The sequence below is a fragment of the Rhizobium deserti genome (assembly GCF_004358025.1).
Taxonomy (GTDB): domain Bacteria; phylum Pseudomonadota; class Alphaproteobacteria; order Rhizobiales; family Rhizobiaceae; genus Neorhizobium; species Neorhizobium deserti.
Genome location: NZ_SMTL01000001.1, coordinates 807,577 through 828,903 on the forward strand (window position 1 = coordinate 807,577; position 21,327 = coordinate 828,903).

22 protein-coding genes are annotated in these 21,327 nt (G+C 60.9%); 9 read left to right on the forward strand and 13 right to left on the reverse strand.

All coding sequences use genetic code 11. The annotated features are described in order from the left end of the window. Nucleotides 1-124 precede the first annotated feature (124 nt). Nucleotides 125-391, forward strand: a complete 267-nt coding sequence (locus tag E2F50_RS03865; RefSeq protein WP_133314718.1) for a hypothetical protein — start codon at nucleotides 125-127, stop codon at nucleotides 389-391. Nucleotides 392-395: 4 nt separating this feature from the next. Here the strand turns inward: E2F50_RS03865 and E2F50_RS03870 are convergent, their stop codons facing one another. Genes E2F50_RS03870 through E2F50_RS03885 form a run of 4 tightly spaced genes read right to left on the reverse strand, consistent with a single transcriptional unit; the run spans nucleotide 396 to nucleotide 5,452 of the window. Then, the gene (locus E2F50_RS03870; RefSeq protein ID WP_133314719.1) at nucleotides 396-947 is read right to left on the reverse strand and encodes a sarcosine oxidase subunit gamma; all 552 of its coding nucleotides are present in this window, start codon (nucleotides 945-947) and stop codon (nucleotides 396-398) included. Between the two features lie 8 nt (nucleotides 948-955). Next, a complete protein-coding gene (locus E2F50_RS03875) occupies nucleotides 956-3,913 on the reverse strand; it encodes a sarcosine oxidase subunit alpha family protein (RefSeq protein WP_133314720.1) in 2,958 nt (985 codons plus the stop codon). Beyond that, nucleotides 3,910-4,191: a sarcosine oxidase subunit delta gene (locus tag E2F50_RS03880; RefSeq protein ID WP_133314721.1), complete on the reverse strand. Its 282-nt coding sequence runs from the start codon at nucleotides 4,189-4,191 to the stop codon at nucleotides 3,910-3,912. Before E2F50_RS03880 ends, E2F50_RS03875 begins: the two co-directional genes overlap by 4 nt. Before the next feature lie 10 nt (nucleotides 4,192-4,201). Beyond that, a complete protein-coding gene (locus E2F50_RS03885; RefSeq protein WP_133314722.1) occupies nucleotides 4,202-5,452 on the reverse strand; it encodes a sarcosine oxidase subunit beta family protein in 1,251 nt (416 codons plus the stop codon). Nucleotides 5,453-5,701: 249 nt separating this feature from the next. On the opposite strand from E2F50_RS03885, the gene E2F50_RS03890 reads away from it, so the two are divergent. Both E2F50_RS03890 and sciP read left to right on the forward strand, forming a co-directional pair. Further along, complete coding sequence (locus tag E2F50_RS03890) at nucleotides 5,702-6,730, forward strand: DUF2793 domain-containing protein (RefSeq protein ID WP_133314723.1); 1,029 nt, start codon at nucleotides 5,702-5,704, stop codon at nucleotides 6,728-6,730. Nucleotides 6,731-7,018: 288 nt separating this feature from the next. Continuing rightward, nucleotides 7,019-7,294: a CtrA inhibitor SciP gene (sciP, locus tag E2F50_RS03895; protein WP_062455190.1), complete on the forward strand. Its 276-nt coding sequence runs from the start codon at nucleotides 7,019-7,021 to the stop codon at nucleotides 7,292-7,294. A gap of 88 nt (nucleotides 7,295-7,382) precedes the next feature. On the opposite strand, the gene E2F50_RS03900 is transcribed toward sciP, so the two are convergent. Next, nucleotides 7,383-7,835 (reverse strand): paraquat-inducible protein A, encoded by a 453-nt coding sequence (locus E2F50_RS03900; RefSeq protein ID WP_133314724.1) that lies wholly within the window; start codon nucleotides 7,833-7,835, stop codon nucleotides 7,383-7,385. A 96-nt stretch (nucleotides 7,836-7,931) separates the two neighbouring features. Between E2F50_RS03900 and E2F50_RS03905 the strand changes: the two genes are divergently transcribed. Continuing rightward, a complete protein-coding gene (locus tag E2F50_RS03905) occupies nucleotides 7,932-8,210 on the forward strand; it encodes a GNAT family N-acetyltransferase (protein WP_133314725.1) in 279 nt (92 codons plus the stop codon). Nucleotides 8,211-8,285: 75 nt separating this feature from the next. Here the strand turns inward: E2F50_RS03905 and E2F50_RS03910 are convergent, their stop codons facing one another. Continuing rightward, complete coding sequence (locus tag E2F50_RS03910) at nucleotides 8,286-8,636, reverse strand: flagellar export protein FliJ (RefSeq protein WP_133315228.1); 351 nt, start codon at nucleotides 8,634-8,636, stop codon at nucleotides 8,286-8,288. A gap of 420 nt (nucleotides 8,637-9,056) precedes the next feature. On the opposite strand from E2F50_RS03910, the gene ctrA reads away from it, so the two are divergent. After that, a complete protein-coding gene (ctrA, locus tag E2F50_RS03915) occupies nucleotides 9,057-9,758 on the forward strand; it encodes a response regulator transcription factor CtrA (protein WP_133314726.1) in 702 nt (233 codons plus the stop codon). A 152-nt stretch (nucleotides 9,759-9,910) separates the two neighbouring features. Here the strand turns inward: ctrA and E2F50_RS03920 are convergent, their stop codons facing one another. Together E2F50_RS03920 and chpT are read right to left on the reverse strand one after the other, a co-directional pair. Beyond that, nucleotides 9,911-10,273 carry a response regulator gene (locus E2F50_RS03920; protein ID WP_133314727.1) on the reverse strand — a complete coding sequence of 121 codons (363 nt, stop codon included), beginning with the start codon at nucleotides 10,271-10,273 and terminating at the stop codon, nucleotides 9,911-9,913. A 92-nt stretch (nucleotides 10,274-10,365) separates the two neighbouring features. Continuing rightward, nucleotides 10,366-11,013, reverse strand: a complete 648-nt coding sequence (gene chpT, locus E2F50_RS03925; protein WP_133314728.1) for a histidine phosphotransferase ChpT — start codon at nucleotides 11,011-11,013, stop codon at nucleotides 10,366-10,368. Nucleotides 11,014-11,201: 188 nt separating this feature from the next. Here chpT and E2F50_RS03930 point away from each other — a divergent pair, with 188 nt between their 5' ends. Both E2F50_RS03930 and E2F50_RS03935 read left to right on the forward strand, forming a co-directional pair. Continuing rightward, nucleotides 11,202-11,792: a DUF1134 domain-containing protein gene (locus E2F50_RS03930; protein ID WP_133314729.1), complete on the forward strand. Its 591-nt coding sequence runs from the start codon at nucleotides 11,202-11,204 to the stop codon at nucleotides 11,790-11,792. Between the two features lie 146 nt (nucleotides 11,793-11,938). Continuing rightward, nucleotides 11,939-13,147, forward strand: a complete 1,209-nt coding sequence (locus E2F50_RS03935; RefSeq protein WP_133314730.1) for a coiled-coil domain-containing protein — start codon at nucleotides 11,939-11,941, stop codon at nucleotides 13,145-13,147. 35 nt (nucleotides 13,148-13,182) lie between these two features. On the opposite strand, the gene E2F50_RS03940 is transcribed toward E2F50_RS03935, so the two are convergent. Together E2F50_RS03940 and E2F50_RS03945 are read right to left on the reverse strand one after the other, a co-directional pair. Next, entirely contained in the window at nucleotides 13,183-14,004 is an 822-nt protein-coding gene (locus E2F50_RS03940) for a TrmH family RNA methyltransferase (protein WP_133315229.1), read from the reverse strand. Beyond that, nucleotides 14,004-14,390: a hypothetical protein gene (locus tag E2F50_RS03945; protein ID WP_133314731.1), complete on the reverse strand. Its 387-nt coding sequence runs from the start codon at nucleotides 14,388-14,390 to the stop codon at nucleotides 14,004-14,006. Before E2F50_RS03945 ends, E2F50_RS03940 begins: the two co-directional genes overlap by 1 nt. A gap of 31 nt (nucleotides 14,391-14,421) precedes the next feature. Here E2F50_RS03945 and E2F50_RS03950 point away from each other — a divergent pair, with 31 nt between their 5' ends. Together E2F50_RS03950 and rpoH are read left to right on the forward strand one after the other, a co-directional pair. Next, on the forward strand, nucleotides 14,422-15,444 hold the full coding sequence (locus E2F50_RS03950) for an RluA family pseudouridine synthase (protein ID WP_133314732.1): 1,023 nt from the start codon (nucleotides 14,422-14,424) through the stop codon (nucleotides 15,442-15,444). Nucleotides 15,445-15,691: 247 nt separating this feature from the next. Continuing rightward, nucleotides 15,692-16,594, forward strand: a complete 903-nt coding sequence (gene rpoH / locus E2F50_RS03955; RefSeq protein WP_133314733.1) for an RNA polymerase sigma factor RpoH — start codon at nucleotides 15,692-15,694, stop codon at nucleotides 16,592-16,594. Between the two features lie 76 nt (nucleotides 16,595-16,670). Here rpoH and E2F50_RS03960 read toward each other — a convergent pair whose 3' ends face one another. The 3 genes from E2F50_RS03960 to E2F50_RS03970 all read right to left on the reverse strand — a co-directional run bounded on the left by E2F50_RS03960 (nucleotide 16,671) and on the right by E2F50_RS03970 (nucleotide 21,307). Next, nucleotides 16,671-18,086, reverse strand: coding sequence for a PepSY-associated TM helix domain-containing protein (locus E2F50_RS03960; protein ID WP_202615402.1), 1,416 nt, complete (start codon nucleotides 18,084-18,086; stop codon nucleotides 16,671-16,673). 153 nt (nucleotides 18,087-18,239) lie between these two features. Next, entirely contained in the window at nucleotides 18,240-18,632 is a 393-nt protein-coding gene (locus E2F50_RS03965) for a DUF2946 family protein (RefSeq protein WP_133314734.1), read from the reverse strand. 125 nt (nucleotides 18,633-18,757) lie between these two features. Next, the gene (locus tag E2F50_RS03970; protein ID WP_133314735.1) at nucleotides 18,758-21,307 is read right to left on the reverse strand and encodes a hypothetical protein; all 2,550 of its coding nucleotides are present in this window, start codon (nucleotides 21,305-21,307) and stop codon (nucleotides 18,758-18,760) included. Between the last annotated feature and the right edge of the window lie 20 nt (nucleotides 21,308-21,327).

Sequence of the window (21,327 nt, forward strand, 5' to 3'; positions counted from 1 at the left end):
TCGGTTCGCGCCACTTGGGAGATTGACTGACCGAAGGAACCGACTTTATCCGAGGGCGCCCGAAACTTGTTTCACAAACCTCGCGTATCATCTGCATGACCGCCAGCGAACAGGGATTGGCACAATGACAAGCGTTCAGAAATTTGACCACTTGGTCGGCAGCGTCCTGAGCATGGTCCGTGACGCGACGCCGAGAAAGACGATCGAATTCGGCGTCATCCATGGCTTCTGCCGTGAATTTGCCGAAGAGCTGGCTCCTGACCTAGTCGATATCCTGAACAGGGTCGAAGGGCTGGAAAGCCTCGTGCCTGCGCTTGAACGGCGACCGGATCTCGTGGTCGCCGCGTCAGAAGAAAAGTCGCTCTGGTATTTCGTGCGGGAAAAGTACTGAAGCCTCAGGCGTCCAAGAACGACGCCGTCAGGGCATGCTCGCGGCCCATCTCCGTAAGCTCCTCGAAGACGGAGCCTGCAAAGGAGCGCGGCACAATAATCTCAAACGTGTCGGCACCGGTCCGGGCGAGATTAGCGACGACGTGACAGCACATCATGTTCGCCGACTGGCCTTCGGCAAACACGTCCGGGTGCAGATCAACCGCGACGCATTTGGCCAGGATCCTGCGAACGCTCGGGCCGGCAATCGCCATCAGCACCTTGCCATCGCTTTGCTCCGCAAGCGAGACACCAGGTATAGCTGAAAGCTGCGCAGCAACATGCTCGGCGCCCGCCGTCTGCGACACGGCCAGCCATTCCGATGGGCCACAGGCCCGGATAGCAATATCCTCAGCCTTCGCCAGCGCCTCCCTGACCTGCCCCTCGCGGCCGGCATGCGCCAGAACCGAGAAGATCACCGGGCGCCGGACAACCGAGAGATGGTTCGGGTTCGCGCCGCCGTGAAAACCGAGGATGTGATCTTCGAGGACATGCCGGTGAAGGAGGTTGAGCGCCATCGTCATACTCACAGATGAAGTCTAGTGTTGTCGGGGTCGAAGAAGACCGGCTGGCAGACCTCCGCCGGCACTTCCGCACCGCGCAAGGCGTCCCAGACCACAATATGCTCGCCGGTTCGCTCACGGCCGGACTTCAGCATGGCCAGCGCAATAAAGCCGCCGAGCGTCGGTGAAAAGCAGGCGGACGAGACGAAGCCCTGATCGTTTGCCAGGGACGGCTTGGCATTTTCCTTGAGCAGATGCGCGCCCGCCTTGATCTCCTTGTCTGCTTCGACAGGCTTCAGGCCGACGAGTTGCAGCCGGTCGGCGGCCGTCAGGCCAAACCGGGTGGAAAGCCGCTTGCCGATGAAGTCGGCCTTCTGCATCGCCATCATTTTGCCAAGCCCGACATCGTCGGCGGTGGTGCGACCATCGAGTTCATTATGGGTGACGAAGCCCTTTTCGATGCGCAGGACGTTCAGCGCCTCGACGCCATAGGCGCAGATCGCTTCTTCACGGCCGGCCTCCATAATCGCATCGGCCACAGCCTCACCGTAGCCTGCCGGCACGGCGAGCTCATAGGCTAGCTCACCCGAGAAGGAGATGCGGAAGAGACGCGCCTTCAGGCCGCCGCGTAGCGTCACCGTCCGCACTGCGAGAAATGAAAAAGCGACATTCGAGATGTCGTCCTCGACGATCCGGCTCAAGATGATGCGGGCTTTCGGACCTGCCAGCGACATCTGCGCCCATTCATCGGTGACGAATACGAAGCGCACGTCCAGCTCCGGCCAGAAGGTCTGGGCACAGAATTCCAGATGCGCCATGACTTCCGCCGCATAGGCGGTCGTTGTTGTCATCACGTAATGCTGCTCGGAAAGGCGGCTGGTCGTTCCGTCGTCGAAGACGATGCCGTCCTCGCGCAGCATCAAGCCATAGCGTGCCTTGCCGACCGGCAGCTTCAGAAAGCCGTTGCAATAGACGCGGTTGAGAAATTCTGCCGCACCGGCGCCGAAGATTTCGATCTTGCCGAGCGTCGACACGTCGCAAAGGCCGGCATTGGCCCGCACGTTCAGCACTTCGCGGTCGACGCTGTCTCGCCAGGTTTTCTCGCCTTCTTTCGCAAACCAAGCCGAACGATACCAGAGACCGGATTCCACGAAAGTGGCGCCGTTCTTCTTGGCCCAGCCATGTAGCGGCGATGTCCGGACAGGTGCAGCATGCTCGCCACGGGCGGCACCGGCAAGCGCCCCGAAGGACACCGGCGTATAGAACGGTCGGAAGGTGGTCGTGCCGATCTCGGCCGGGGAAACACCGCGCATGCCAGCGACGATCCCGGCCGTGTTGACATTGCCGAGCTTGCCCTGGTCGGTCGCCATGCCTGATGTCGTGTAGCGCTTTGTATGCTCGATATGCCGGAACCCCTCGCGTTGGGCGATGCCGAGATCGCCCACATGCACATCGTTCTGGAAGTCGACAAAAGCCTTGTCCTTGGCTCCGGGCACATACCAGACGGGTGCGAAGGACGGATCATATTCCCCTTCGACCTCCGGAAGGGTCGCTTGATACGCTGAGAAACCGAGCTCGCCCATCATTGCCGCAGCCTTGGCCGCGCCGTCACGCAGGCAGGCATAGATCGTGTCCGCTCCATGGGCGCCACCGGCGGCGACGAAAGCGCCACCCACATTCGGAGCCATGAAGGCCTGCTTCTCCTCCGACCAGATAGGTTTGGCGCCACGCTGGCACATCAGATGCACGATGGGCGACCAGCCGCCGGACATGGCAAGCGCATCGCAATCGATAACTTCCTGGAAGCCGGCCCGCTCGGCGATCAGGCTTTCGAGGCGATGACGGCCCTTAGTCGCGACCACCGCACCGTTGCGGATGACGCGAACGCCGTCGGGGCCCAAATCCGGCGCTTGTTGCCGAGCATCGATGATCGCCGTGACCTTGATCCCCCTCGCCGTTAGATCCGCTGCCGTGCGGTATCCGGAGCCGCCATTGGTGAAGATCGCCAATCTGGAACCGACTGCGACCCCGTACCGGTTGAGATAGCTTCGCACCGCGCCGGCCGTCATCACGCCGGGCTTGTCATTGCCGCCGAAGACAAGCGGCCGTTCCTCGGCACCGGATGCGAGGATCGCCCGCTTGGCGACGATCCGCCAGAGCCGCTCCATAGGCAGGTCCGGCGACGGGGATGCGACGTGCTTCTGCACCCGCTCGACCGCGCCGAACACCATGTCGTCATACCAGCCAAAGACGGTGGTGCGCGGCATCAAGGTGACGTTCGGCAGCGATGCCAGTTCCTCGATCGTCCTCTTAGCGAACTCCGAGGCCGGTGTCTCGCCTATTGCGACGTTCTCCGACAGCAGCGAGCCACCGAGCGTAAAACTCTCGTCGGCCAGGATGACCCGTGCCCCGGAACGGCCCGCGACAAGCGCGGCCATCAGCCCGGCAGGACCGGCACCGATCACCAGAAGGTCGCAATGCGCCCAGCACTTTTCATAGCGGTCGGGATCGGGCTGCAGCACAAGCTTGCCGAGGCCGGCGGCACGGCGGATCAGCGGCTCGTAAAGCTTCTCCCAGAAGCTCGCTGGCCACATGAAGGTCTTGTAGTAGAAGCCGGCGCCGAGAAACGGCGACAGGAGGCCGTTGACGGCTCCGATATCCGTCTTCAACGACGGCCAGCGGTTCTGGCTGGTCGTGACAAGCCCATCGTAGAGCTCGGTGACCGTGGCGCGGGCATTCGGTTCGGCGCGCAGGCCGCTGCCGATCGTCAGAAGCGCGTTCGGTTCCGACGAGCCGGCGGTTACGACACCGCGCGGCCGGTGGTATTTGAAACTGCGCGCCATCAGCATCTGGTCATTGGCCAGCAGCGCCGAGGCAACCGTGTCGCCATCCAGCCCCTTGAAGCTCTGGCCGTCGAAGGTGAAGGTCAGTGCCTGGGCACGGTTGATCGCGCCGCCGGCGTCGAGGCGGTAGGAGGTCATTCGCCAGCCTCCGCCGTCAGGTGATCCGTCGCATCGGTTACCCCGAATACCTCGTGGGTCAGGTTGTCGCGATCGACCACCAGCCAGCGCCGGCACCCGGCCGCGTGATGCCAATATTCCTCGTAGCGCCCCTTCGGGTTGTCGCGCACGTAAACATAGCGATGCCATACCTCGTCGCGCGCAGCCGGTGACGGACGCCGTGGGGCTGCCGCTCCGCGGATGGAGAACTCTTCCTTCGGTCTGGTTCCGCAATGCGGACAGGTGATCAGGCTTGCCATCGTCAATATCTCAATGAAGGTTCGGCTGCGGGCCTTTACCCGCTTCGTCGATCATGTAACCGCGCTCGAACCGGTCGAGCCGCATGAAGCGCGCCACATGATGCGGCTCGTTCCTGGCGATCAGATGGGCAAAGCAGAAACCGGAAGCCGGGGTCGCCTTGAAGCCGCCATAGCACCAGCCGCAATTGAGGTAGAGATTGTCGATCGGCGTCCGGTCGATGATCGGCGAGCCGTCCATCGACATGTCCATAACGCCCGCCCAGGCCCGCAGCACCTTGGCGCGCGACAGGCCGGGGATCATCGTGACCCCCTCCTCCATCGTATGCTCCACCGTCTGCAGATTGCCGCGCTGCGCATAGGAGGAATAGAAGTCCAGTCCGGCACCGAACACCAGGCCGCCCTTGTCGGACTGGGAAATGTAGAAATGCCCGGCGCCATAGGTGATGACATGGTCGATCACCGGCTTCAGCCCCTCTGAGACAAAGGCCTGCAGCACATGCGTCTCGATCGGCAGGTCGAGATCGGCCATACGTCCGACCGTCGTCGTGTTGCCGGCCGCCGCCAGTGCCAGCTTGCTGCAGCCGATAAAGCCCTTCGTCGTCTCGACGCCGACGACCACTCCATTCTCGCGGCGGATTCCCGTTACCTCGCAATGCTGGATGACGTCGACGCCACGCTGATCGGCGCCGCGGGCATAGCCCCAGGCGACGGCATCATGACGAACTGTGCCGCCGCGCTTTTGGTAAAGCCCGCCCAAGATCGGGAAGCGCGCATGATCGAAGTTCAGATAGGGCATCATCCGCCGCACCTGCTCGCGGTCGAGCAGTTCGGCGTCGACCCCGTGCATGCGCATGCCATTGCCGCGGCGTGCATAGTCGTCGCGCTGGCTATCGGAATGGAACAGGGTGACGATGCCGCGTTGCGATACCATGGCGTTGTAGTTGAAGTCTTTTTCCAGCCCTTCCCAAAGCTGCAGCGACAGTTCGTAGAACGGGTTATTGCCCTCGAGCAGGTAGTTCGAGCGAATGATCGTCGTGTTGCGCCCGACATTGCCGGAGCCGATATAGCCCTTTTCCAGCACCGCGACATTGGTGATGCCGAATTCCTTGGCGAGATAATAGGCCGTCGAAAGGCCATGCCCGCCGCCGCCGATAATGATCACGTCATAATGCGTTTTCGGTTGCGGTTCACGCCATGCCGGCGTCCATAACCGGTTGCCGGAAAATGCCTGCTTGAAGATGGAATATGCCGAATAGCGCATGCGCCCGTCCCGTTCACTGCCGATGGCACATTCGCATATGCGGGAGAAAGAACAAGCGCATTCAGGACATCCACAGGCCCGATTGCGACAGCCCCCGACAACCGGGCGCAAACCTTGCGACGTGGCAACGGCAGGCGCTAATGGGGATGTTTTACCCGTGTGGGTCCATATGGCCCAATGGTTTAGCTCATTCTGCCTCCCCGCCTCTGTCAGCGGCTGTAGACTTGCGCGATCGAACAGGAGCGAACCATGAGCGACACGACCGCCAATCTGAACATGCCCTTCATTCTGCCGTCCCAGGCGCAGAAACACGTCACGCACAACGAGGCGCTGCTGCGGCTCGATGCTCTCGTCCATCTAACTGTTGTCGCCGAGCAGGCTGAGCCTCCGGTGTCGGCGGTGGAAGGCAGCTGCTATCTCGTTGCGGGCTCTCCCGCCGGCCTCTGGACCGGCAAGCAGGGCTGCATCGCCGCCTGGCAGGACGGCGCCTGGAGTTTCAGCCGACCAAAGGTCGGATGGCGTGTTTGGTTCATAAGCAGCGCAAGACTGAAGGTCTTCACCGGGTCGAGCTGGCAGGACATTCCCCTGCCCCAGGAAGCGAGCTTCGACCGGTTGGGGGTCGGCGCCGCACCGGACAACACCAACCGCTTCGTCCTGTCTTCGCCAGCAAGCCTTTTCAATCATGCCGGCAATGGTCACCAGGTCAAGGTCAACAAGGCATCGGCTTCCGACACCGCATCCCTTCTCTTCCAGTCGAACTGGACGGGGCACGCGGAAATGGGGCTGGCCGGCAACAACGAATTTTCCATCAAGGTCAGCGATGGAGCCAACTGGAAGACGGCGCTGGCATTGACGGGAGCCGGACATGTCTCGCGGCCGAACCAGCCGACGGCACGAGCCTATCGCACCGGCACAAGTTTTTCGCCAACGCCCGGGCAGCAAAGCGGCTTTACGACGCTCGCTTTCAACCAGGGAGGCTTCGCACTTGGAGCTACAGCGGCCAATAGCGGCAATGCCTTAACCATCCCGGCATCCGGCCTCTACCTCGTCGCACTCAACATCGTCCTTCAGGCTTCATCGGCGCATGAAGTCACACTGCTCTTGAACGGCTCTCAAATCCTCTTGTCAGTTAGCGGGCCATCCGGCGATATGCAGACACGCTCGGCGAGCGGCGTGTTCTTCTTCTTTGCCGGCAACGCGCTGACGCTCGGGCATAGCGGCACAGTGCAGATCCAGACCGGCAGCGGCAAGACTGAGCTCTCTCTCGCCATGCTCTGAGGGAGCGATCTGCAGGTTTCCGCCGCCACCTAAAGGCAAATTAGTGGCGGAAATTTGCGCCAGCCTGTGCATTTTCGATACGGGCCAGTCGTGGTCGAAGGGCTCACGATCGTGATGCGGCAGCGTTTTCAGCCGCTGAAGCCCCCGGAAACCCACGCTATTCCATCGAATCACCGGCAAATTACATCCTTTGCGCGTCCGGCCACAAATGGTGCTCCCCATTTAGTCAAATGTTAAAACTGCGGGGCTAGGCTGCGGGACGTGGTCTTGTGTTGTGTAGAGAGTCCAATGACCGAAATGATACGTCCCCGAGTGAAATATGTCATCGGCCCCGATGGCAGCCCCCTGACGATTGCGGATCTGCCGCCGGCCAATACGCGCCGCTGGGTCATCCGCCGTAAGGCAGAGGTTGTCGCGGCTGTGCGCGGTGGCTTGTTGAGCTTGGAAGAAGCCTGTGAGCGTTACACGCTCACAGTCGAAGAATTCCTATCCTGGCAGGCCTCGATCAACGACCATGGCCTGGCAGGCCTGCGCACGACGCGAATTCAGCAGTACCGCCACTAGGCGACATCCGCGGGTAGACCGTCTCCCACAAAGGTGCCCTCGTCATATGACGCAGCGGGCACCTTTCGCTTTGTCTGGATCACTCGTTTCAGGTTTTGCTTGCCGTCGGCAGCAGGGATGACAGGAGCCCGGCAATAAGGGTCGACCCCGCGTAGAACCAGAGGCCTGGCTGCGCAGCAGCCTGTGCCAAGCCACTGCTCTTCGCCGCGAACACGACGATCGCCACCAGCATGACATCCATCATAGACCACTTGGACAAATGCGGCATCGCGCGGCGAAGAAAAACAAGGCTTCCGTCCCGCACGAAGATTTGCAGCCCGAGCCCGATCAGCTTGACGATCGGAAACACGATCGAAAACAGCCCGACGACGACGCAAAGGCCGATATCGCCCTGCGACCAGAGGCCGGAGATGAGTTCGAGAAGCGACGGAGTTTCGTTGAAGAAGTAAAGCCGTTCGAACCGAATGATCGGCAGGAACAACCCGAACACCAGGAAGAGTGCGGCCAGGGCCAGAAGTATGGCGAACCGGAAACGCCTCATCTTTCGCCAAAGGTATGACGCATACCGCCCTTCCCTACAGTTTTTCCCGATCTCCTCCATATATCGGAAGGAAGCAAGTCTTAACCGGGGAAACCAATGGACATCATCAACGAGAACACCAAATCGGGTGGTCGCTATGTGGCGAAGATCAACGGCCATGAGGCGGAGATGACCTATTCTCGGCAATCACAGGAACTGATCGTCGTGGATCACACAGGTGTGCCGGAGCCTTTACGAGGAAAAGGCATAGCGCAGGCGCTCGCAGTTCACGCTGTCGAGGAAGCCCGCAGGGGTGGCTGGAAGATTGTTCCGCTCTGCTCCTATCTGAAGGCGCAGGCCGAGCGTCATCCTGACTGGCAGGACGTCATCAAGTAAGTCTTGCCGAACGGTAGCAGGAAAATGGGGGGCTTCAGACCGCGCCCCGCATCCCCTGGATCCCGATCAAGCGGTTCAGGCGCGAGCGCGCATTCCCCCATCTCTTTCTTCGAGGGCGGAAGCCTTCGTAAATTCCGCTTCCGCTTCTTCAAGCGCCAGTTCGGCAGCTTCCTGCTGAACCTTCAGTTCGCGGATAGAAACTTGAAGATTGTCTGCCCGCTGCCGTGCCGCCTTTGCGAAGGTTGGATAAGCAAAGTGGTTGGCGTCGGTGATGCCTGATTTCTTTTCTTCAAGCGTGATCTGGTGTTCCAGCTCCTTCGCCATCCGCTCGAACTCGGCCATCATCATCTCCAGCTGCTGCAGCTGGCGACGTTTTTCGTTAACCTGAAAACTCTTCAGGCGAACAAGGTTGTCACGCGACTTCATACGCAATACTCCGTGGATAGCGAGACCCCGGCCCATGACTCCGGATTGTTACACTCCGGATCAAAAAATTTCTGCGGCGTTAATAATTTAGCCGCCGCGTTAACCTTTCGTTTACGGGCATCATTAATGATAAGCCTGATCGTTTAAGGGTCGGTAAATGCCAGGGCCAATTTGGCCGCGATAATGTCGAATCGCATGAATCACTTAGCGGACTCTCCTCACCCGCTGGTTCAATTTGGTAATGGCTAATCCTCAAAAGAAAACAGGCGACTACTAATTTTGCTTAATGAAATGATGCACCTTGCCAGGACCGCTCATAATTTGTTAACCAGTTAGTGGCAGCTTCCAAATCAGGCTCAGTCTGGATCCGTAACGAGTAAGGGGGCAGATTAACCTTACACGGCGGTAAAGGGGAAAATTATGCGGGTTCTACTCATCGAAGATGACAGCGCGACGGCCCAGTCCATCGAGCTGATGCTGAAATCGGAAAGCTTCAACGTATATACCACCGATCTCGGTGAAGAAGGCGTGGATCTGGGCAAGCTCTACGACTATGACATTATCCTCCTGGACCTCAACCTGCCCGACATGTCGGGTTATGAAGTGCTCCGCACTTTGAGGCTTTCGAAGGTCAAGACGCCAATCCTCATCCTTTCCGGAATGGCTGGCATCGAGGACAAGGTACGCGGTCTCGGCTTCGGCGCCGACGACTACATGACCAAGCCCTTCCATAAGGACGAACTGGTCGCCCGCATTCATGCGATCGTCCGCCGCTCCAAGGGCCATGCCCAGTCGATCATCATTACCGGCGAACTGATCGTCAACCTCGACGCCAAGACCGTCGAAGTCGGTGGACAGCGCGTTCACCTGACCGGCAAGGAATACCAGATGCTGGAGCTTCTTTCGCTCCGCAAGGGTACGACGCTGACCAAGGAAATGTTCCTCAACCACCTTTATGGCGGCATGGACGAACCTGAACTGAAGATCATCGACGTCTTCATCTGCAAGCTGCGCAAGAAGCTTGCCAATGCAGCCGGCGGCGCCAACTACATTGAAACCGTTTGGGGCCGTGGCTATGTGCTGCGCGAGCCGGACGCGGCAGCATTCGCCGAAAGCGCCTGATCCTCATCCAAACCTTTACCTAATGAGTTTGAAACACCCGCCTGGCGAGCCCGGCGGGTGTTTTCCTGTTCGACCACGCCTTTAGCGTGATCTCGCCAAACGAAAACGGCGGCCGAGGCCGCCGGGTCATAGCTCACGATAAAGGACGGCTGTCAGGCTGCGGCCGCAAAGCCGGAAAACACAGAGGTCAGGATTTTTCGATCGAAGGGCTTCAGCAGGAAATCGTCCGCACCAGCCCGCTTGCCGACCATCATCTTCTTGAGATCCGCCTCGATGACGCAGTAGAAGATCCGCACCCCCTGCCCGTTCGGCATGCCGCGGACCGCAGAGATCACGTCCAAGGCGCCGTCGAGCGAGGCATCGACGATCATGAAATTTGGCAGCTCAGCTTGCGAGCGCATGATCGCCTCGGGGGCACTGCCAGCCTCTACGACCAGGAAGCCAAGCTCGGACAGAATGCGCTTGCCGACTTTGCGTACGATATCCGAACTGTCGGCAATCATCAAACGCTGCATCTTGAGGCTCCCTCTCTCCACCAACCATTGCTGATGTCAATGAATAAGGGATTGCAGCTAACGAATCGTTACACGCGAATATGCAACCGTCGTCAGGCAGAGATGCTTTCGGCGATGAAGGTGATCTTGTCTTCCGAAACCACGTGTTTCAGGTCCATGCCGCATTCTTCCGCCAGCAGCACCGTGTAATAGGGCTGAACGGTATGGGCATCGATAGGCTCGTCAAGCGTGCCGGTGGCGATTTCATTGAACTTCGCCGGAACGCGCATCATCCGTCCTTTGATGACGATCATGAACTTGGCATCAAGCTCCGGGTTTTCGAGCGTCACGTCGATGGAGCCGCCGCGTGGAATGCCGCCATAGGCAACAAGGAAGAGGTTGAGAAGCAGTTTCACCTTGTTCTTCGGGATGATGGCGCGTGGGCCGCTCCAAGTGACTTCCGTCTTCTTTTCGGCGATCGCAAAATCCTTGGCGGCCTTTTCCGCTTCGCCGGTATCGATAGACGCACCGACGGAGCCGGAGGCGCCGAAGGCTAGGCGGGCGAATTTAAGCCTGACGGATGCATTGAGGGCGGAGGTGCGGATGAGGTCCATCGCATCTGCGTCGGCCCCACCTTCGTCTATCAGCTCAAGCCCGTTGTTGATCGCGCCCACCGGCGAGATAACGTCATGGCAGACCCTGCTGCACAGGAGAGCCGCCAGATCCGGACCGCTGAGGGTAAGGTTGGGATTTTTCGGCATATTTTTCTCCTGCTGGATGTATCGCGCCGGCGACCATGTTCCACGCCAAGATTGCGTGGGGATGGTGCCCATTGCTGCGGCCATAAAGACACCATATTTGGTAAACCGATTATTAACACCATAAAACGAAAATAGGACAGGCTCGAGCATGATGCTTGAAGCTGGACGCTCATCGAACGGACTTGAACATGCGCCGCCATCACGTTCCCGCCTTTGCCCGCCTCTTCTCCGCCCTCGCCTCGATCGCGTGCGGCTTCTGGCTGCTCGCCGCACCGGCCTCGGCGCAGCAGGGTGCGTCACAATATTCGATGCAGGAGATCGTCGATGCCGGCCACGGCTTTTTCGGCTCGACCAGCGGCGGATTGGCGAAGGTGGTTGAAAACGCCTTTTCGCAATACGGGCTTCCAAACGGCTATATCCTCGGCCAGGAAGGCTCCGGAGCTTTCATCGCTGGCCTGACCTATGGCGAAGGCCAACTCTACACCAAGAATGCCGGCCAACACCCCGCCTTCTGGCAGGGCCCTTCGCTCGGTATCGATTACGGCGGCCAGGGCACGCGTACGATGATGCTCGTTTATGATCTTCCTGCAGTGGATTCGCTTTACGCCCGCTTCGGCGGCGTTTCCGGCTCAGCCTTCGTCGTGGCCGGCGTCGGCATGACCGTTTTGCGCAACAACAACGTCGTCCTTGTTCCCATCCGCACGGGGATCGGCGCTCGTCTTGGAGTCAATGTCGGCTATCTCAAGCTGACCCGTGACGCCACATGGAACCCCTTCTGAGTACAGGCATTAGATCGCAATCTCGAGCGGCGGCATCACGGCTTCGTAGGCTTGATGCCGTCCGCTTTCGTTGCGGCGCTTGTGGGACATCGCGGCTCGTGCTTAAACCTATCACACACCCAATCTGACTGAGAAACGGCCGCGGCGTGATCCAATTTGCTCTTCTGTTCGGCTTGGGCTTTCTGAGTGCCGCCCTTCTGGCCATGCTCGTCGCCCCCGCGATCCATCGGCGGATTGTCCGCTATACCGAGAAGCGCATCCAGGCTACCCTGCCCATCAGCCCCCAGGAAGTCCGCGCCCAGCGGGACATGGCACGCGCCGTCTATGCCGCGGAAAATGCCCGCAGCCGCCAGGAACTGGTGCGCGAGCGCGAGCGCGCTACGGCTCTCCAGCTTCGCGCCGATGCACTCGCGGACGAGGTCAAGCGGATGGAGGCCGAAAAGGCCGAGCTGAAGATGCAGATCGATAATCTCGATGTCGAAGCCTCTGATGCCCGCTCGCGGCTGCGCGAAGAGGACAGTTACATTCAGCAGCTCAAAGCGGTGCTGCAGAAGTCCGAAGAAGCCGAATCGGCTCAGGCTCTGGAAATAGATGCCCTGCGTCAGCAATTGCTTCGGCTCAATTCCGATGCGGATAATTTCCGTATCGATCTCTCAGCTCGCGACACCGAGACGGAAAACCTCAAGCTGCGCGTCACGACGCTGCGTGACGAGCGTGAAAGCCTGCGTAACGATATCCGCGTGCTGACCAGCCGAGCCAAGGATGCCGAAATGCGGCTGGCCCAGGAGGAGCAGCGGGCAGCCCGGCTAGACGAAAAGCTGACCAAGGAAATCGCGGAGCGCACCGATAAGGAAATGGCTCTGAACCGTCGCGTCGAGGAGATCGTCCGCCTGCGCGAAAAACTCAAAGCGGCAAATGGGGAAAGCCGTGGAGCCAGCCGCACCACCCGCGGCGCTGGATCAGGCCGTACTGCCTCAAAGGCCACAAATGCAAGACGCCCGGTGGAGGAAGCGGAGGATCCACAAACCGATGCCATCCTTCCGGATGTGGTTGAGGCAATGGCGGACGACAAGGGGCTCGATTCGCGTGTTGCAAGCCTTTCGGAAGAGGCGCGCAACCGTGCGACCGCCCTCGCCGAACGGCTTTTGAACAGCAAGAACACCGCCAATGACGAGGCCCTGCGCCAGGAAATGGCAGTGATTGCCGCCAGCATGGTGGCAGTAACCGCCGCAGCGGAAGGCAAATTATCGCCCATTCATGCGATGCTCGCAGGGAAATCTGGCAGCGGCGATCGGGAAAGTCTTGCCGCACGCGCAAAGAAGATGCTCGCTTCAACCAGTGGCGCCGCAACCTGATCAATGGAACTCTGGAGATCGGCCGGAGCCGATCGCTATAGCCGCCCCTGTGCCATGGCTATTTCGTAGAGCGCAATCCCTGTCGCCGTTGCCGCATTCAGGCTGTCGAGGCCAGGCGCCTGAGCGATGCGCGCGGTGCGGATGGTTGCAAGGATTGCCGCCGGCAGCCCCTCGCCTTCGGTACCGGTGATCAGAGCCATGCGATCCGCGGGCGGGACGGCCCGAATCTCGGTCTTACCAGAAGGAGACAAGCCCCAGACGGCAAAATTTCGCTCCGCCAGTGCTGCGAGGACGTCGCAAGCGGAGCCGCCGCGGGCATAGGGTACCGAAAGCACGCTGCCGACCGAAACCCGTAGCGCCTTGCGGTAAAGAGGATCACAGCAGCCCTGATCGAGAATGACGGCATCCGCGCCAAAAGCCGCGGCGTTGCGGAAGATCGAGCCGATATTATCGTGGTTGGAAATTCCGAAGGCAGCAACCACCAAGGCACTAGCGTCTAAGCCTTCGAGAACATCACCTGCAGTGGCCTGCCCGATCCGGCGGCCGAGCGCCAGCACGCCGCGATGCAGATGGAAACCGGCAATGCGGTCGAGCACCTCGCCGCTCGCCACATAAACCGGCACCTCCGGCGGAAATTCAGCAAGCACCTCGACAAGCCCGCCGACGCGGTTCTCCAGAAGCAGGATCTTTTCCGCCCTGAAGTCGGTGCCATGCTGATGGGCGGCCGACAGCATGCGGAGCACGACTGTGCCCTCTGCAATGAACCGCCCTTCCCGCCCCGTCAGGTCCCGCTCGCGGATCGCCCGGAATTCCGCAATGCGCGGATCGTCGGCGTCCTCGATGCGGATCGGCAGAATCACGGCGCTGTGCCGACCGTGACGTCGGCAACGATGCGGCCGACCGCGAGGTCGAAGATGAACACCTTCTGGTCGCCGTCCAAAAGACCATAGAAGACGAGCTGGCTGCCCGACAGGGACACGTCCTGGACGTTGAAGCCGGCGGGGAGCGCCGCAGTGGCCGCGAGCGGCTGGTCGGACGGTACGGCAAAGCCGCCGGACGCGATGGGCGCCGTCGGCGCGGACGGTCTCTGCGAGACCTTGTAGACAATGGCCCCAAGGACCGCCATAAAGCAGACAAACAGGATCCCGCCCGAAACGACGATCAGAAGCACCATTTTCCGGCGGATTCTGTCCATTGCCGGATCAAGCGGCTGTTCCTGGTCCTCGACCTCGGATTGGGGCATTGAGCGTCCTTGCATGACATCGGATGAATGAATGAACGACCCCTTTAAACAAGCCGAGCGCCCGAGGAAAGTCCTGACCGCCTCAGAAGATGCGCAAGGACGTCTGGATGCCTGGCTGACAAGCGTCCTAGACGGAGAATTCTCCCGCAACCGCATCAAGGCGCTAATCGAGCAGGGTGCGGTGACGGTGAACGACAAGGTCGTCACGGAGCCGAAAAAGAAAGTGGCGGTCGGCGACGTGATCGAAATCGGGCTACCCGAGCCGGAGGACCCGGAGCCCAAGGGTGAGGACATCCCCCTCGACGTGCTTTATGAAGATGCCGACGTGATCGTCATTGCCAAGCCTGCCGGGCTGGTGGTCCATCCGGGCGCCGGCAACTGGACAGGGACGCTCGTCAATGCGCTGATCCACCATTGCGGCGACAGCCTTTCCGGCATTGGCGGCGTCAAGCGCCCGGGCATTGTCCACCGCCTCGACAAGGATACGAGCGGCGTCATGGTGGCTGCCAAGAATGACATCGCCCACCGGCATCTCGCCGACCAGTTCGCCGACCATGGCCGATCAGGCCCACTCGAGCGGGCCTATCAGGCGATCGTCTGGGGCAGGCCACGCGGACTGAAGGGCACGATTGACGCGCCTTTGGGGCGCGCCGGCGACCGCACCAAGCGAGCCGTCCAGAAGGACGACAGCTCCGACGCGCGCGAGGCTATTACCCACTACGAGGTCATGGAGCGTTTTCACGAAAAGCCGGATGCAACCTCGCTTGCCGCCCTAATCGAATGCCGGCTTGAAACGGGCCGCACGCATCAGATCCGCGTCCACATGGCACATGTCGGCAACCCGCTGATCGGCGATCCGGATTACTCCGCCGGCTTCAAGACCAAGGTAAACCTTCTGCCGGAACCCGCAAAGAGCGTCGTCGGACGGTTTCCGCGCCAGGCGCTGCATGCTTTTCTTCTGGCTTTCGAACATCCGCGGACCGGCGAGGTCATGGAATTCGAGGCCCCCATACCGGCCGACATGCAGGAATTGGTGGAGGCCCTGAGAGGCTGAGCCACGGCCGGTGCTGACCTTTCGCTGGGCTCGTCAGGAGCATAGACATCTGGCGGTCGGCGGAGACGGATTACCAAGATGTAATGCTATAACACTTCCGTGACCTCTTGAATCACCTTTCCACCGTAGTTATTTGTTACCCGGATTGGTGCGGGATCGGGGAACGATCCGCGCCACTTTCGGTTCGCCTTTCAGCATGCAGCGCTAGTTCAAGAGGGAGCCGACAACGTTCGGAAAGGGGTGCTTTATGGCCCGCAATACTCTGCCTTCCATTACTGCCGGTGAAGCCGGCCTCAATCGTTATCTCGACGAGATCCGCAAATTCCCGATGCTTGAGCCGCAGCAGGAATACATGCTCGCTAAGCGCTATGCAGAGCATGGCGACCGTGATGCAGCCCATAAGCTGGTGACAAGCCATCTGCGTCTCGTGGCAAAGATCGCCATGGGCTACCGCGGTTACGGCCTGCCGATTGGTGAAGTCGTGTCCGAAGGCAATGTCGGCCTGATGCAGGCGGTCAAGAAATTCGACCCGGAACGCGGCTTCCGGCTGGCGACCTATGCCATGTGGTGGATCAAGGCCTCGATCCAGGAATATATCCTGCGGTCCTGGTCGCTCGTGAAGATGGGCACGACCGCCAATCAGAAGCGGCTGTTCTTCAACCTGCGTCGCCTCAAGGGCAAGATCCAGGCCATCGAGGAAGGCGATCTGAAGCCCCATCAGGTGACCGAGATCGCAACCAAGCTGAATGTCAGCGAGGAAGAAGTCATCTCCATGAACCGTCGCCTGTCCGGCGATGCTTCGCTCAACGCGCCGATCCGCGCGGCCGAAGGCGAAGCCGGCCAGTGGCAGGATTGGCTGGTCGACGATCATGAAACCCAGGAAGCGGTCCTGATCGAGCAGGACGAACTGGAAACGCGTCGTTCCATGCTGAAAAGGGCGATGAGCGTGCTGAACGACCGCGAGCGGCGGATCTTCGAAGCACGCCGTCTTGCCGAAGATCCGGTAACCCTGGAAGAACTGTCGTCGGAATTCGACATCAGCCGCGAACGCGTGCGCCAGATCGAGGTTCGGGCTTTCGAAAAGGTGCAGGAAGCCGTGCAGAAGGAAGCCCTTGCTCAGGCAAAGGCCCTGCGCGTCGTCGACGCCTAGTAACCCAGCTATCTGCATTCTCGATATTGAAAGCCCGCGAGCCAGAAAAACGGCCGCGGGCTTTCTTCTTTTGTGGCTATTCGGCCGGCGTCGCTATTCTCTTTGTTCGATCTTCTTTCCTGTCTGCCATCCGCCAGCGCAGGATGTCGACCAACAGGAAGGCCAGGAGGCTCGCGCCCAAAACAGGCAATGCATAGCCGAAGGCGAGCGCGAGGATCACTGTCACGACCTTTGCTCGAAGGGACAGATAGGACCATGCCCGCGTCAGCGTTTGCGGCATGGCGCCGGGTGCCGGGCGGCGCAGCCACCAGATGCGATAGCCATAACCGATCATAACCATCAGGGCACATCCAAGCAGAGCCATGACCACTTGGTTGACCAGGCCGAACAGGATGCCCATGTGGGCATCGATCCCCCAACGAATGAGTTTGGAAACGAACGGGAAACTCGCAAAGTCGGCACGGCTGACAATCGTCATGCTTTGCGGATCGACGGCGATCGTATCCACCTGCGTCGGCCATTGCCGGTCGTATTCGCGCACCATCCAAGCCTGTCCGGCCGACCGGGGAGGACGTATCTCGATCATCGCCGAATCGATGCCGCCGGTCCGCGCCACCCGGAGCACCTGATCTGCCTGCGCAGCAAGCTCAGTCTCGGAAGCCAAAGGCGCTGGCATGGGCATAGGCATGGCCATGCCGGCGTGACCCTGATGCTCGGCATGCTCACCCTCGGGCTGCGCCATGCCGTCCCCGAGTGCCAGCGACACGGAAGGTGTGATCCAACCGACCTGCGTCCGGAAACTGTCTATGTGATCGCCGGCCCAACGGGACCATGTCAGCCCGGTGGCAGACAGGAACAGCAGGCCGAGTGAGATCCACAGCCCGGTGAGGCTGTGGATCCCTCGGGCAGAACTACCCTTCCCTGCCGTCTTCGGCAGGCGGCGCCGCCAGAACCACAGGCACAGGCCGCCCAGAACCGCCACCCACAGCCAGGATGCTGCAAGCTCGCTGTAATGCCGCCCGAAATCTCCGAGCAGGAGATTGCGATGCAGATAATCGATTGTGGTGCGCAAAGGGAGAATGCCGCTTGTTCCATAGACGATGAGGTCACCCTGGACACGAAGCGATGCAGGATCGACAAAGATCGCCCGGCTTTCGGAATCGCCAAGGCCCGCCTGCGTGAACATGACCTGCGTCGTCAACCCCTCGGTGGGCGCTGGGCGTACGGCAAAGAATTTAGGCCCCCCGCCAATCGCAGCACGGGCTGCCGAAATCTGCGCCTCGAGCGGCTGCGCCGGCCCTTGGGTTTGTGCCACAAGCTGATCACGATAAACCAGGCTTTCGATTTGCGGCGTAAGGACATAAAGCGTGCCGGTCAGAGCCGCCACGAAAATGAACGGGGCGACGAAAAGCCCGACATAGAAATGCAAGCGGGTGACGAAGGCCCTAATAGCTGAAGCCGATGTCGCGGCGGAGGAAAGGTCAGCGGCCAAGGCACCCTCCCGCGCGAAGAGTGAAGCAAGCTTTGTGGAAGAGCGGAGCTGGCGGCATGGTGGCAGCCGGCGCCAGCGCGAAGGTGCGGAAAGAATACATGAGAATCTCCAGTAGACGACAGGACGGCCAATGGTCGTCCATGGACGGTCACATCAAACTGGAAGAACAGGCGGCGCTCGCGGCCTTCCGGCAAGACCGATCAATCGCGGTGAGAAATTGTCGTCGGTGGAGTGCCTGGTTATGTCTGGATTGGAGGCCGGCGCGGTCGCCAGGGAAGAACCGAGCGCGGGCAGGATCGTGGGAAGCGAAGATGCAAGCTGGCAGCCCGTCAGGCAGCAGTCGGAACTGTGCTTGTCGCCGGGCTGTTCAGCTGGCGCCACGGCTCCGTGGGAAGAACAGATGATTTCCCCGGCCGGACCGACGGAAGCCATGGCGGACTGGGTATAGCCACCGAGCGCACCCTGAAGCAGCATCGTCAGGGCAAGGAGCACGGCAATCAAGCCGCCGCTCATGACATCGCCCGTGATCTGCCGGATTATACGCATGGCCTTCCATGCCCCACGACTGCCAAATGGTCAACGCGACATTTTCGTCGGATCAACAAGTGCTACGCTGCCATCACAGCGTCCAAGCAGCCGGCCTATCCGGTAGAGATGGGCTGGCTTGATTGTCATTGGCCGGTCGGCGTTCCGCCCATCTGGCCCCATTCGCGAATTGCTTCGGTGAATGCTTTCTCGCCTTCCGGCCCCTTCTGAAGGGTCAGCAGTGCGCGGCGGCCATTGCGATAGGCGACCGGAATGTCGATCCAGTTGCGGGTTCTCAGGAGCTCGAGATTGGTATTGCGGGCGTCCGGAAAATCGTTGAGCGCGATCATATGGAAATCGTCGGTGATCTTTGCAGGCACGGCCACGAGCGCGCTACCGCGATCCTGCTCCGTCTGCTTCATCGCAATCCGCTGCACGCTTTCGATCGCTCCGCCTTCGAAATCCGGAGGAACCGCGAAAACGATCTCGATCAGGTGGCTGGCCGGAAGTGAAGGATCACCGTTGCGCTTGAAGGTCATCAGCGCCGTCAGGCCACGTCCGGGAATAGTGATCCGACCCTGAACCACGGGCTCAGGCGGCGCACCATTGGCGCCCGGTTCGCGCTGCAGCGACCAGGAAACGCTTCCGTCGATCGCCGTCGGGGCAGTCTGGCCGATCCGCTCTTCATACAGGAACATCTTTTCGCCGGCGAGCGCCGGCGCATCGGCGGGAGTGGCGGCAGGTGCCGGAGGCGTACCTGCCGGTGCAGGCGATCCGGTAGCTGGAGCTGCGCCGGCATTGTCGGCGGCGGCCGGTGCGGCCGGCGCGGGATTGGCCGGCGGCGCATTCAGCTGTGCGACCGACTGGCCTTCGGCATTCTGTGCCAGGCCGCCCGTGCCGCCTGGTCCCTCGTCCACTTCATTGCCATCGGGCATGAGTCGTTGTGTGAACTTGGAATTTGCAGCGGAGCCATCAGCGGCCGGCGGTGTCGTGGCATTGGCCGCCTGGCTTGCTGCCGGGGCCTGAGCCGGCGGTGGCGTTTGAATCGACGGCTGAGCCGGGACTTGGCCCGGCGTCTGCGGTGTTGCGGCCGAACCCTGAGCCGGCAGCTGAGCCGCGGGAGCGTTCGGCTGTGCCGCAGGCGTCTGCTGGGCGGTCTGCGGTCCCGCGCCGTCCGACTGGAAGAGCCCATCGACCATGTCGTTCAAGGACGCGCGATTGAGCCACAGGGCATAGGCACCGCCGCCGAGCAGAAGCAGGCCGATAAGGCCAAGCACGATGCCCGCGTAGTTGCGCTTGCGCACCGGCGTCACCCTGTAGGGCTTGGACGGCGGCGGCATGAAATCGTCGATATCGTCTTCGCGCAGGGAATTACCCGCACCGGAGGACTGGGCGGCGTCCTTGCTGTTATAGCCGATCAGATCCTCAAGATCGCTCCAGGGATCATTGTCGGCTTCCTTGGCCTGCTGCACCACCGTCTTCGGCTGGGGATCCACATAGTCAGCGAAAGGATCGTCCGTCGCCTTGTTGGCGGCAGCCGGCGTGTCGAGATCCGGGAGCTCCGACACCGGGGGCATGCGCACCGCGTCCGCGGCAGCGTGTGTCTCATATTCGAAATGCGCGTCTATGCCTTCCGCGGACGGCCCACGGTCGATCGTTTCGACTGGACCGGCAGGCATCAGTTCGGGGACGTCGTCCCAGGCAGCCGCGACATCCGCCTGTGCAGGCCGGGCCGGTTCTTCCCAGCCCCAGCTTTCGGGAGGCCGTTCCTGATCCAGCGGATGCGGCTGCTCTACAGGATGCGGTTCGGCATGCCATTGCGGCTCGACCGCGGCCGGCTCATGCGCCACCGGTGCAGGGGCCTGCTCTTCGCGGGAAGGATAAGGAAAATCGTCCTCCAGCTCTGCAGACGGGACGGGCTCTGCGGCGTGCAGCGGTTCCTGATAGGCTTCAGTCTCGTGACGAACGGCCTCTTGATGAAAGACGTCCTGATGGACAGCCTCTTCATGGAAGACTGGCGGCGCGACAGTTGCCGGCAGATGCTCTTCTTCATAAGGCACATCCGTCGCCGCATCGGCAGATGCATCGGTCTCCGGCCAGTCGCTGTAGACAGCGCTTAGCGGCTCGCTTTGCTGCATGGAAGCGGCATGATCGTCGCGCGGAAGCTCATCATAAACTGGCGGTTCGGGAGCAGCCTGCACAGGCTCAGGCGTAGCGGTGAATTCCTGAGGTTCAGAACGAAACTCAGGCTCAGCCGCCCAAGGCTCGGGTTCCGACTGCGCTTCGTAATGGGCTTCTGCTGCTGGCGCCGGTTCTTCTTGCGGCTCGTCCTGGAAATAGCGGCCACGATCTTCGGAGATTGGCGCCGGTTCCGGGGCGGCCTGATGATAGGCCGGAGCCGAGGTTTCTTGGGGAGCCTGAAGATCGGCGACATCAGCAGCGGGTATTGCCGCTGCTGCATAGGGCTCGTCGACCGGCGCCAGAGCTTCGCGATGCTCGGCCTCGACCTCGTTGATAGCTGCCTGCAGCTTGTCCATCTGCCGGCGAAGCATGTCTTCCGGCGGACGCGGCTTCATGTTCTCGAGCTGCCGCTGAACTGCGCCGCGAGCCTTTTCATATACTTTCGCGCGCGTCTCCGGCGTATTGGTCGCCAGACCGTCCACAGCACGGCGGATCACCGCTACAAAATCAGCCATCAGCACTTTCTCATGGTCGC